The organism is Micromonospora orduensis (assembly GCF_006228125.1).
In the GTDB taxonomy this organism is placed as follows: domain Bacteria; phylum Actinomycetota; class Actinomycetes; order Mycobacteriales; family Micromonosporaceae; genus Micromonospora; species Micromonospora orduensis.
The window spans coordinates 1-10,795 of record NZ_VDFY01000286.1; the positions used below are offsets into that span (position 1 = coordinate 1).

General features: G+C 74.8%; 12 protein-coding genes and 1 pseudogene. 9 read left to right on the plus strand and 4 right to left on the minus strand.

The window, feature by feature from the left end:
* From FHG89_RS30650 to FHG89_RS30680, 7 genes are all read left to right on the plus strand, one after another.
* A partial coding sequence (locus FHG89_RS30650; RefSeq protein WP_425280245.1) for a winged helix-turn-helix domain-containing protein occupies positions 1–513 on the plus strand: 513 nt, incomplete at its 5' end.
* Positions 514–773: 260 nt separating this feature from the next.
* Positions 774–1,379, plus strand: coding sequence for a winged helix-turn-helix domain-containing protein (locus tag FHG89_RS30655; protein ID WP_139587869.1), 606 nt, complete (start codon positions 774–776; stop codon positions 1,377–1,379).
* 42 nt (positions 1,380–1,421) lie between these two features.
* Complete coding sequence (locus FHG89_RS30660) at positions 1,422–2,069, plus strand: nucleoside/nucleotide kinase family protein (protein WP_139587870.1); 648 nt, start codon at positions 1,422–1,424, stop codon at positions 2,067–2,069.
* A 163-nt stretch (positions 2,070–2,232) separates the two neighbouring features.
* Complete coding sequence (locus FHG89_RS30665) at positions 2,233–2,631, plus strand: TraR/DksA family transcriptional regulator (protein ID WP_139587871.1); 399 nt, start codon at positions 2,233–2,235, stop codon at positions 2,629–2,631.
* Positions 2,632–2,679: 48 nt separating this feature from the next.
* Positions 2,680–3,552 (plus strand): DUF72 domain-containing protein, encoded by an 873-nt coding sequence (locus FHG89_RS30670; RefSeq protein ID WP_139587872.1) that lies wholly within the window; start codon positions 2,680–2,682, stop codon positions 3,550–3,552.
* Between the two features lie 127 nt (positions 3,553–3,679).
* The gene (locus tag FHG89_RS30675) at positions 3,680–3,865 is read left to right on the plus strand and encodes a hypothetical protein (RefSeq protein WP_139587873.1); all 186 of its coding nucleotides are present in this window, start codon (positions 3,680–3,682) and stop codon (positions 3,863–3,865) included.
* A complete protein-coding gene (locus FHG89_RS30680; protein WP_139587874.1) occupies positions 3,858–4,286 on the plus strand; it encodes a DUF2267 domain-containing protein in 429 nt (142 codons plus the stop codon). The genes FHG89_RS30675 and FHG89_RS30680 overlap by 8 nt, the downstream gene beginning before the upstream one ends.
* A 31-nt stretch (positions 4,287–4,317) precedes the next feature.
* Here FHG89_RS30680 and FHG89_RS30685 read toward each other — a convergent pair whose 3' ends face one another.
* Entirely contained in the window at positions 4,318–5,097 is a 780-nt protein-coding gene (locus FHG89_RS30685; protein WP_139587875.1) for a DUF72 domain-containing protein, read from the minus strand.
* 156 nt (positions 5,098–5,253) lie between these two features.
* Between FHG89_RS30685 and FHG89_RS34040 the strand changes: the two genes are divergently transcribed.
* Positions 5,254–5,559 (plus strand): hypothetical protein, encoded by a 306-nt coding sequence (locus FHG89_RS34040; RefSeq protein ID WP_139587876.1) that lies wholly within the window; start codon positions 5,254–5,256, stop codon positions 5,557–5,559.
* Positions 5,560–5,569: 10 nt separating this feature from the next.
* Positions 5,570–6,838 (plus strand): cupin domain-containing protein, encoded by a 1,269-nt coding sequence (locus FHG89_RS30695; RefSeq protein ID WP_139587877.1) that lies wholly within the window; start codon positions 5,570–5,572, stop codon positions 6,836–6,838.
* A 28-nt stretch (positions 6,839–6,866) separates the two neighbouring features.
* Here the strand turns inward: FHG89_RS30695 and FHG89_RS30700 are convergent, their stop codons facing one another.
* The 3 genes and pseudogenes from FHG89_RS30700 to FHG89_RS30710 all read right to left on the minus strand — a co-directional run.
* Positions 6,867–7,535, minus strand: a complete 669-nt coding sequence (locus FHG89_RS30700) for a hypothetical protein (protein ID WP_139587878.1) — start codon at positions 7,533–7,535, stop codon at positions 6,867–6,869.
* Positions 7,532–10,207, minus strand: coding sequence for an FtsK/SpoIIIE domain-containing protein (locus FHG89_RS30705; RefSeq protein ID WP_139587879.1), 2,676 nt, complete (start codon positions 10,205–10,207; stop codon positions 7,532–7,534). Before FHG89_RS30705 ends, FHG89_RS30700 begins: the two co-directional genes overlap by 4 nt.
* Positions 10,200–10,795, minus strand: a pseudogene (locus FHG89_RS30710) (hypothetical protein); the annotation flags it as partial. The gene FHG89_RS30705 and the pseudogene FHG89_RS30710, both read right to left, overlap by 8 nt.

Here is a 10,795-nt window from a genome sequence, read left to right on the forward strand (position 1 = left end):
CACCACCCGGCGGCCCGCGCCGCCCGTCCGCGCACCGGCCCGACCCTGACCATCACCCTCGACCTCGCGGCCGGGCCGCTGACCCCGCGACTGGCGCGGCTGATGCAGCTCATCGGGGAGCTGGCCGAGTCCGGTGAGGGCCAGCTGCGCGCCGTCGAGGACGTGCCCCGGTCGCGCACCGCCCCGAGCCCCGTCGAGCCGGCCGCCGACGCGGGCCACGTGCACATCCTGGCCGGCTCGCGGATGGTCCTGCGGGGCGAGCAGGTCGTCGCGCTGACCCGCATCGAGTACGAGCTGCTGCTGTTCCTGGCCGAGCGGCCCCGACGGGTGTTCACCCGCCTGCAACTGCTGTCGAGTGTCTGGGGCTACGAGCACGCGGTGGCCCGGACGGTGGACGTGCACGTCCGGCGGCTGCGCGCCAAGTTGGACGGCACCGAGGTGGTCACCACGGTCTACGGGGTTGGTTACCGGCTGGCCGACGAGGCGCGGATCAGCGTGGACCACGCCCGCTGAGCACCGGCCGGGCGGCGGCCCGAACGTGACGTGACCGGCCCCGGTGAACCGGGCGGGGACCCCCGTAACGGGGCATCTCGCAGGCTCTGCTGTAATCATCTGGCTTCGTACGCAGAGCGAGCACCCGGCTCCGATGTGTTCGTCAATTGTCACATTCATGCAACGCAGCCGCCCCTTGACCCTCGCCCGGACGCCGGGAAGCATCGGTGAAGCGGCGTCCCGGGCCGTGGGGAGATACCCGGACAAGCCCAAGGAGGACCATGTCGGTCAGCCCCGCCTCGTCGCGCGCCGGATGGCATACGTCCCAACCCGCGGTGCCCGGTCGACCCCCTGGCGGTCAGCGCCGCCCGGCGAACACCGCCGCGCCGATGCTCACCGTGACGCTGTCCATCCCCCTGGCCTGTGAGGAGTCGCTGACCCCGCCGGCGCGCCGACTGCTCGAGGCGGCCCGCGAGATGCTGGAGCGGGGCGAGGCCGTCATCACCAGTTCGGTGCCGGTCGACCGCCGCCCCGACAGCGTGCCGGCCAACCGGGCACCGGCCCGAGCGATCAGCCCGACCATCCCCGCCCTGCACATCCTCGCCTCGTCCCGCTCGGTGCTGCGCGACGACGAGCCGCTGCCGCTGACCCGCCTCGAGTTCGACCTGCTGCTGCACCTGGTCGCCCACCCCCGGCGGGTGTTCACCCGGCTGCAACTGCTCAACGCCGTCTGGGGCTACGAGCACGCCGGTGTCCGTACCGTCGACGTGCACGTACGCCGACTGCGCGGCAAGGTCGGCGTGGACGTCCCCCTGGTCACCACCGTGTACGGCGTCGGCTACCGGTTGGCCGACGACGCCCGGGTCACCATCGACCGCACCGGCTGACCGCCGCCACGGCCGCGCCCCGGCTCGGGGCAGGATGGTCCGGTGCGCATCCGTCCCATCTCGCCCGAGCTGCTCGTCGACGAGCTGACCGGCCGCCTCGTCGACGCCGCGGCCACCGCCGAGCCCGCCCGGCTGCGGGTGGCCGTCGACGGCGCCCCCGCCGCCGGCCCGGACGAACTGGCCGCCGCGCTTGTCGACCCGCTGCGCGCCCGGGGCCGCCCGGTGCTGCACGTACGGGCCACCGACTTCCTGCGACCCGCCTCGCTGCGTTTCGAACTGGGCCGGACCAACCCGGACGCCTACTACGAGAGCTGGGTCGACGAGGCCGGGCTGCGCCGCGAGGTGCTCGACCCGGCCGGCCCCGGTGGCGCCGGCAAACTGCTCCCGTCCCTGTGGGACGCCGACGCCGACCGGGCCAGCCGCGCCCGCTACGTCGATCTGCCACCCGGCGGCGTGGTCCTGGTCAGCGGCGCGCTGCTGCTCGGCGGCGGTCTGCCCTTCGACGTCACCGTCCACCTGGCGCTGTCGCCCGCCGCGCTGCGGCGCCGCACCGAGGCCGCCGGGCTGTGGACACTGCCCGCCCTCGACAGGTACGCCGAGGAGGTCGTCCCGGCCAGTTTCGCCGACGTGGTCGTACGGGCCGACGACCCCCGTCACCCGGCCCTCGTGGAGCCCGGCGGGGACGCCTGACAACCGCCGAAAACTGGCCGGTTTGATCGACTCGTCCGGCGGGTACTCGCCCGGCTCACAGAGCGCGGGTGACCGCCCGCGTACCGGATGCGACCGTGACCGGGGCCTGCGCCGCCGGCACCCGGTTCACCTTGAGCCACTGGCCCAGGAAAGGCAGGCAGCGATGCTCGTCCACGACACGGTCGGTACGGGCCGATCCCAGACGGAGATCGACCAGATCCGGCAGTCCCTGCAGGCTCGCTACGACGAGCTGACCGCCGAGTACGAGCAGGCCGTCCTGCAGAGCCAGGTGCTGCGGCTGGTGGAGGTCGGGGACACCGCCGGCGACGACCAGGCCGACAGCGGCACCAAGACCGCCGAGCGGGACACCGCGCAGTCCCTTCTGCGCACCATCCTCGACCGGCGCGCCCAGTACGAGCACGCCCTGGGCCGGCTCGCCGAGGGCACCTACGGCTGGTGCGAGGGCTGCTCGGCGGCGATCCCGGTGGAGCGTCTGGAGATCTTCCCGTCGGCCACCACCTGCGTGACGTGCAAGCAGAGTCGCGAGCGGCGGGCCGCCTGAGCGAGACCAGCGGTTGCCGGTCGGTCCACGACACGATGCACTCCGCCCATGGGTGACATCCTCGTGGGCACCGCGTCCTGGACCGACCGCACACTGCTGGACTCGGGCTGGTATCCGCAGACCGCGGACACCCCGGAGAAGCGGCTGGCCTACTACGCCAGGCAGTTCCCGCTGGTCGAGGTGGACGCCACCTACTACTCACCGCCCGCCGAGGCGACCGCCCGGCTCTGGGCCGAGCGCACCCCGGACGGCTTCACCTTCAACATCAAGGCGTTCAGCCTGCTGACCGGGCATCCCACCCGGGTCAGCGCGCTCTACAAGGACCTGCGGCCGGAGACCGACAAGAAGAACGTCTACCCCGACGACCTGCCCGCGCAGGCGTACGAGGAGGTGTGGACGCGCTTCCTGTCCGCGCTGGACCCGCTGGTCGAGGCGGGCAAGCTGGGCGCGGTGCTGTTCCAGTTCCCGCCCTGGTTCACCATCAAGCGGGCCAACAAGCAGTACCTGCTGGAGGTTGCGAAGCGGTGCGCGCCACTACGCCCGGCCTACGAGTTCCGGCACGCCTCCTGGTTCGACGGCGACAACGCCGACGAGACCCTGGCGTTCCTGCGCGAGCACAAGCTGCCGTACGTCTGCGTGGACATGCCGCAGGGTCACCGTTCGTCGGTGCCGCCGGTGCTGGCCGCCACCGCGGACCTCGCGGTGGTGCGCTTCCACGGCCACAGCGACAAGTGGACCAGCAAGGACATCCACGAGAAGTTCGGCTACCACTACTCCAAGCGGGAGTTGGCCGACTGGGCGCCGAAACTGCGCGAGCTGGCCGACGACGCCGGGCAGACCCACGTTCTCATGAACAATTGTTACCGCGACTACGCGCAGACGAACGCGAAGACGCTCGCTGGGCTCCTCGGCGCCGACTGACCGATCTCCGTCGCCGGCTCACCCGATCCGGGTGGGGCCGGCTCACCCGACCCGTCGGCACGGTGGACATGGTGCGTGCGGTCGCCCCGGGCGGCCCACGGCGGACACGACACGGAGGTGACGGGGGATGACGGCTCGAGTGGTGACGGATCGACGGCGTGGCGCCGTCCTGCATGTGGTCGGCGCGGCCGACGACGCCCGGCGCGCGCCGCAGCGCAGCCCGGTGCGGGCTCGACGCGGCCCGGTGGGGCCGCCTCGGCGGGACGACGACCGGCGGTGGGAGACGGCAGAGCGGAGGTTGACCGATGGCTGACACGATGATCTCCGCGTTTGAGTCCTCGCTGGACAAGACCAACCTGATCCTCAAGGACATCGAGGCCGCCTACGGCTGGCCGAAGGACCGGCGCAACCAGTCGTACGCGGCCCTGCGCACGGTGCTGCACCTGCTGCGCGACCGGTTGCCGGTGAACGAGAGCGTGGAGTTCGCGCAGCAGTTGCCGGTGCTGGTCCGGGGGATCTACTTCGACGGGTGGAACCCGTCGGACGTGCCGATCAAGCTCAACCGCGACGACTTCCTCTACGAGGTCCGCCAGGGCTTCCCGTACGACGTCGAGGGCGGTCCGGAGCGCGTGACGCAGGTGGTGCTGGACACCCTGCGCCGGCACGTCACCCAGGGTGAGTGGCAGGACGTGAAGGAGACCATGCCCAAGGATCTCGCTACGTTCTTCCCGTGAGCCGTGGGTCTGCGAGACACCTCGGACGCGCTCAGCCGTCCGAGGTGTCCGCCTCGGCGGGCGACGGCACCCGGGACACCGGGTGCCCGGCCCGCCGGGCCAGCGCGGCGAAGGTGACGGCGTCGGTGACGGCGGCGCCGCCGGGGTCGTTGTTGAAGTAGACGTACGCCGGCTCGTCCGCGCCGAAGGCGTCGGTCAGCCGGCCCACCCAGGAGCCCAGGGCGGTACGCCCGTAGTGCGGCCACGGACGGGCCCGCCCCTCGTGCAGCCGCAGGTAGCCGAAGTCGGTGGTACGCCATCGTGGGGCGACCGGGCGACCCAGACGGTCCGCCCAGACCAGCGCCGCCCTGCGGCGTTCCAGCACCGCCCGGGTGGCGGCGGTCCACCACGACGGGTGCCGGGGCTCCACCGCGACGCGTACGTCGGCCGGGAACAGTTTCAGCGTCGCGTCGAGCGCGTCGACGTCCGCCCGCAGGTTGGGTGGCAGTTGCAGCAGCACCGGGCCGAGCCGGTCACCGAGCGCGGTGGCCCGGCCGAGGAACCGGGCCACCGGTTCGTCCGGCTCCCGCAGCCGCTTGATGTGTGTCAGGTAGCGGCTCATCTTCACGGACACGCAGAAGTCCGCCGGGGTCCGCGCCCGCCAGGCGGCGAAGGTGTCCCGCTCCGGCAGCCGGTAGAACGCGTTGTTGACCTCGACGGTGGCGAACCGGTCGGCGAAGTGTTCCAGCCACAGCCGCTGCGGCAGCGCCTGTGGGTAGAAGCGGCCCCGCCAGTCCCGGTACTGCCAGCCGGACGTGCCCACCAGAATCACCCCACCATCCTGGCATCGCCCCCACCGCAGGTGAACCGCCCGTGTCGCCCCGTTTCGGCGTCTACGGTGAGGGTTAGAGAAGATCGCGCGTGGGGTACCACCCGCAGCACGACGGACCCCGACCTATGGCGGGGCGGCACACCCGAGGGAGTACCGATGGCACTCAACGACGATGACATGCAGACCACGGGCGGCGGCGGCCTGGAAGGCCCGGCCGACGGCGGTGCGACCCCGGGTCACCAGGATGGTGGCGCTGACGGTGGCGCGGAGGGTCCGGCCGATGGTGGTGCGACCCCGGGCCAGCAGGACGGCGGTGCCGATGGTGGCGCGGAGGGTCCGGCCGATGGTGGTGCGACCCCGGGCCAGCAGGACGGCGGTGCTGACGGTGGCGCGGAGGGTCCGGCCGATGGTGGTGCGACCCCCGGGCAGCAGGACGGCGGCGCTGACGGCAGCGCCAGGTAACGGCCCCGTCATGACGCATCTCGACCCGCCGGGCGGCCACGGCCGCCCGGCGGTTCCGTCCGCCGTCGCGGCGCTGGCCCGCTGCGTGTCGGTCGAGCCGGCCAAGTTCGCCGCCGCGCACTGGGGACACACCCCGCTGCTGTCCCACGCCGCCGAGCTACCCGACCCGGCCGGCTTCACCGACCTGTTCAGCCCCGCCGACGCCGACGAGCTGCTCAGCCGTCGCGGTCTGCGTACCCCGTTCCTGCGTGTCGCCAAGGACGGCCAGCTCGTGCCGGCGGCCCGCTGGACCGGCGGCGGCGGCGCCGGCGCGGAGATCGGCGACCAGGTGCTCGACGAGCGGGTCCTGGAGCAGTACGCCGCCGGGGCCACCCTGGTGTTGCAGGGCCTGCACCGGATCTGGCCGCCGCTCGTCGACTTCGCCCGCGACCTGGGGCTCGCCCTCAACCAGCCCCTCCAGATCAACGCCTACCTCACGCCGGCGGGCAGCCAGGGCTTCGCCACCCACTACGACACCCACGACGTGTTCGTCCTCCAGGTCGACGGCCGCAAGCACTGGCGGATCCACCCACCGGTGCTGCCCGACCCGCTGGAGAAGCAGCCGTGGGGCGGCCGCGCCGACGAGGTGTCGGCCACCGCGCAGGGCCCCGCCGCGCTGGACGTGGTGCTCGCCCCCGGCGACGCCCTCTACCTGCCGCGTGGCTGGCTGCACAGTGCACAGGCGCAGGACGCCAGCTCGCTGCACCTGACCGTGGGCATCCGCGCCCTCACCCGGTACGCCCTGGTCGAGGAGCTGCTCGCCCTGGCCGCGGAGGACCAGAGGCTGCGCGCGAGCCTGCCGTTCGGCACCGACGTGGCCGACCTCGACGCCATCGAGCCGGAGCTGACCGAGACGGTGGAGGCCCTGCGGGACTGGCTGCTGCGCGCCGACCCGGCCGCCGTCGCCGCCCGACTGCGCCAGCGTGCCTGGCCGGCCGCCCGACCGGCGCCGATCCGACCGCTCGCCCAGGCCGGCGCGCTGGGGGCGTTGGACGCCGACTCCCGGCTCACCCTGCGCCCGGGCCTGCGCTGGCAGCTCGACCCGCACGGGCCGGACACGGTGGCGTTGCGGCTGTTCGACCGCACCATCACCCTGCCCGCCTCCTGCGAGCCGGGGGTCCGCGCCCTGCTCACCGGAGCGGTCACCCGCGTCGGTGACGTGCCCGGCCTGCCCGACGACGCCGACCGGGTCACCCTGGCCCGCCGCCTGCTGCGCGAGGCCGTCCTGGTCCCGGCGTGACCGTCGGCTGTTCGACCCCCTGGCGGGGTCAGCGGCCGAGGATCAGCAGCAGCGCGGTGGCCACCACCCCCGCGCCGAGCACCACCGTGATCGGGCGCGGTCCGAGCACCGCGTGCCGGCGGTCGGCCAGCACCCGCGCCGGCACCAGGCCGATCAGTGGCCCGAGCAGGGTCACCACCAGCGCCAGCACCGGCATCCCGACCGCCAGGTCGCCGCCGTACCCGACGCCGAGCGCCCGCGCGCCGGTGCCCAGGGCGTACGCCAGCACCGCGCCGGCGGCGCCGCAGAGCGCGAGCAGCGGGTTCACCGAACCGGGCAACTCGCCGGGCTGGCCGGCCCGGTCGAGCAGGTCCCGGGCACGGGAGAGCAGCAGCACCGGGTCGGCGGTGGTGCCGCCGTTGGCGGGGGTGGGCGGGCCGCCGACGCGCCGGGCGCCCGGTCCGAGCCGGGTCCGTACCTGCTGCCACAGGTGCGCGACCTCCGCGTCGACGCGTTCCTGCTGCTCGCGTGCCGCGACCAGTTCCTGCTCGGCGGCGCGTACCTGGTCGGCGGCGTCGGCGACGGCCTGTTCGGCCGCCGCGCACTGCCGCACGTACCAGGTGTGCGCCTCGGCGCGCTGCTCGCGGACCCGGGCGGTCAGCTCGGCCAGTCGCCGCAGCTGCGCGGAGTAGGTCTCACTGGTCACGGGTTGGTTCATCGCGACGGTCCATACGGGATTATCACCTGTCCGGTGCGGTGCACCGCCCGGTCGAAGAAGAGCCCCCGCCACGGGCGGGGATACCAGTCCGGGCCGCCGGTGCCCGGGTAGAGCGAGGAGCCCAGCTCGCCGCCGTGCGCGTCGAGGGCCACCCAGGCGCCGATCTGATCGGTGCGGGCGGCCGGGCCGCCCAGGTCGGCGCGCATCCGGGCGACGCCCCGCCACCAGGCCAGCACGTGGGTACGCCGTTCCGGCCCGTCGTGCAGGATCCGGCGCAGCTGCTCCAGGCCGGTACGCCGACCGGCCGGCGCGGCGAGGGTGCCGGCCGCCGCGTCGACGGCGAACAGCAGCAGGTAGTGCGGGCTGCCCGCGCCGCCGAGGCCGTCGGCCGTCTCGGCCATCAGCTCGCCGACGGTCTCCTCGTCGTACCAGGCGGCGTCGTCGGCCAGGTCCTCGTAGAGGGCGCGGGCGATCGGGTCGGCGTCCGGGTCGAGGCAGGCGATGGAGAAGCGCGCGGTGCCGGGCGGGTGCTGGCGGGCCAGGGAGCGGGCCGCCGCGTCCAGCACGGCGCACGCCTCGTCGACCCGGGTGCCCAGCACCGCGAGGTTGCGCCCGGGGGCGCGGGGGAGCCGCAGCGCCGCCGAGCGGGACTGCACGTCGATGATCTCGCCGAGCAGGGCCACCGGGCTGCGCGGGGCGCTGCCGTCCGCCGGGGCTTCGAGCGCGCGGTAGTCCGGGGCCTCGGCCAGCCGGGGGATCGCGTCACCGTCGAAGAGCCGGGCCGGCGCCGCGTCGGCCGGACGCATCCGCCACAGCCGGTGCTGCAACCCGCTCCAGGTCTCCCAGTCGCTGGCCGACGGGATCCGGGCGACCTCGTTGCCCTCCACCATCCCCGACTCGGCGTTGACCACCGCGTGCCAGCGGGGCAACGACTGCGCGGCGTCGTTACGCTCGGCGAGGATCCGCAGCGCCTTGGGCAGCGCGATGCGCAACGTGAACTGGGCGACAAGCGCGGGACGGCCCCACAGCGCCTCGATGCCCCGGACGTCCTGCGAGGCGAGCACCAGGTGGATGCCCTGCGACCGGCCACGTCGGGCCAGGTCCTCCAGCAGGTCGGCCGCCTCCCGGGCGACCACGTCCCGGCCGGCCAGCAGCATCTGGAACTCGTCGACGACGGCGACGATCCGGGGCCAGTGCCCGGTCGGGTCGACCGCGCGCAGCTCGGCCAGCTTGGTCACCTCGTGCTTCTTGGCCGCGTCGGCGCGGCGACGCAGCTCCTCGGTGAGGAACCGCAGCAGCGCCAGCCCGAACTCCCGGTCGGTGTTGACGTTGATCCCGACCAGGCGCATGTGCGGCAGCCAGCTCGGGTCGCGTCGGCCCTGCGCGAACCGGGCGAAGGACACCCCCTCCTTGAAGTCGAGCAGGTAGAACTCCAGCTCGGAGGGGGAGTAGCGGGCGGCCAGCGCGCCGATCCAGGCGAAGATCAGGTTGGTCTTGCCGGTGCCGGACGGGCCGCCGATCAGCGCGTGCGGCGGGTAGTCGCCAAGCGTCAGGCGCACCGGCCGGCCGTGCGGCCCCTCGCCGATCGGTGCGGTCAACCCGCTGGCCGAGTCCTCCCGCCACATCTGCTCCGGCGGCGGGAGCAGGTCGGTGAACGGCGTCGGCGGTGGGCCGGCGTTCACCCGGGCCGCGATCTCCCGGCAGGTCTCGGTGACGAGCGTCGCGGGCGGCGGTGGGTCCAGTCGGACCGGCAGCCCGGACGGCCCGCCGATCAGGGCGCCGGACGTCCCGGCCACCACCCGGGTCACCGTCGGATCGTCGGGCAGCGGGATGCCCCGGACCACCAGGTGCACCCCGCAGGCCGCGCCGGCGCGCACCACGCGTTCGAGCTGGCCGCGTTCGTGCCGGCTCAGCTCGTCGCCGCCGAGCAGCACCGCCACCCGCCACGGCTCGGGGCGACGGCCGGTCGCCGAGGCCAGCTCCCGCAGCGAGCCGTGTTCGCCGGCCAGGACCGTCTCGTTGATCCGGCGGATCTGCTCCACCAGGTCGTCCAGCAGCCCGCCGAGGCCACCCGGCCCGACGAAGGTGAGCAGCCCCGCCGTGCCCAGCGGGGCGAACCCGGCCAGGCCGCCGCCGAGGTGCTCCGGGTCGTACCCGATCAGTCGGACCGCCCCGGGGTCGGCGCGGCCGGCGGCGCGCAGCAGCAGCGCGGACACCACCGCGTCGCAGCCGGCGCGGTCGTCACCGGAGAGGTGCACGTGCCCGGCGTCGAGCAGCGGCACCAGCGCGGGCACCGGGTCGACGTCGTCGATGTGGACGGTACCGATGCGCAGCGCTCCCGGCGGCTCGGCGCGGCGGGTGGGCGTGGGTGTCCATCCCGGCCAGTCGGCGCCGGCGCAGCCGGGGGCCTCCAGCAGGGCGGCGTCGGCGGCGTGCCGGGCGAGCCGCGCGATGCGCGCCGAGTGCCGGGCGTCGATCTCGGCGAGCCGGCGGTCGCGTTGGGCGCCCACCCGCTGTGGTACGGCGGCGGCCGCCCGCCGGACCCGGGTCAGCCGCTCACGCCCGGCGGTCAGGTCGGCCTCGGCGGCCGACAACCGGGTACGCGTCGCGCCCAGCGCCTCGCCGAGGGTCTCCCGGATCCGGGCGGCCAGTTGGCCGCGCCGGTCAGCCATCGGAACCTCGGCGGGTGGGCGCGTCCCGCCACGGGCTGCCCGTGCGCGGCGGCAGCCCACCGGAGCGTTGAGCGGCACTGCTGCCCGGCCGCTGGCCCGCCCCGCTGGCCCGCTTGCCCACGCGGGCCGGCTGTCCCGCGCCGGTGGGCTGCGGCCCGGCGCCGGGCTGTCCCGCGCCGCCCGGCCGTGGGTCGGGGTTCGCGGGCAGGTCACGGCCGAGCCGGGCGAGCAGCAGCCCGGTCGCCACACCGGCGGTCACCGCCGAGTCGGCGGCGTGCGGCGGCTCTCCCGAGGCACGCGGCGGCGGCATCCGGCACACCCGGGTCAGCAGCGTCTCCAGCACCGGCGGCGGCAACCCGGGCAGCAGATCGCGGACGCGTCCGTCCAGCTCGCCGCGGAGCCGGCCGAGGTCGGCGGCGCGCGGCGGATGCCCCAGCAGCTCGCCGGCCAGCTCCCGCAGCAGCGGCGGTGCCAGCGCGGCCATCCCCAGCCCCACGTCGGCGGGGGCGCGGCGCAGCTCGGTACGCAGCCGGTCCCGGTCACCCGCGCGAACGCCGCCGACGACCCGGCGCAGCAGCTCCCGCGGGT

What these genes read in the sequence shown, in the direction of transcription:
- FHG89_RS30675 (WP_139587873.1), top strand. Translation starts at nt 3,680, where the DNA reads ATGACGGCTCGAGTGGTGACGGATCGACGGCGTGGCGCCGTCCTGCAT.
- FHG89_RS30665 (WP_139587871.1), top strand. Translation starts at nt 2,233, where the DNA reads ATGCTCGTCCACGACACGGTCGGTACGGGCCGATCCCAGACGGAGATC.
- FHG89_RS30695 (WP_139587877.1), top strand. Translation starts at nt 5,570, where the DNA reads ATGACGCATCTCGACCCGCCGGGCGGCCACGGCCGCCCGGCGGTTCCG.
- FHG89_RS30670 (WP_139587872.1), top strand. Translation starts at nt 2,680, where the DNA reads ATGGGTGACATCCTCGTGGGCACCGCGTCCTGGACCGACCGCACACTG.
- FHG89_RS30705 (WP_139587879.1), bottom strand. Translation starts at nt 10,207, where the DNA reads ATGGCTGACCGGCGCGGCCAACTGGCCGCCCGGATCCGGGAGACCCTC.
- FHG89_RS30700 (WP_139587878.1), bottom strand. Translation starts at nt 7,535, where the DNA reads ATGAACCAACCCGTGACCAGTGAGACCTACTCCGCGCAGCTGCGGCGA.
- FHG89_RS34040 (WP_139587876.1), top strand. Translation starts at nt 5,254, where the DNA reads ATGGCACTCAACGACGATGACATGCAGACCACGGGCGGCGGCGGCCTG.
- FHG89_RS30680 (WP_139587874.1), top strand. Translation starts at nt 3,858, where the DNA reads ATGGCTGACACGATGATCTCCGCGTTTGAGTCCTCGCTGGACAAGACC.
- FHG89_RS30655 (WP_139587869.1), top strand. Translation starts at nt 774, where the DNA reads ATGTCGGTCAGCCCCGCCTCGTCGCGCGCCGGATGGCATACGTCCCAA.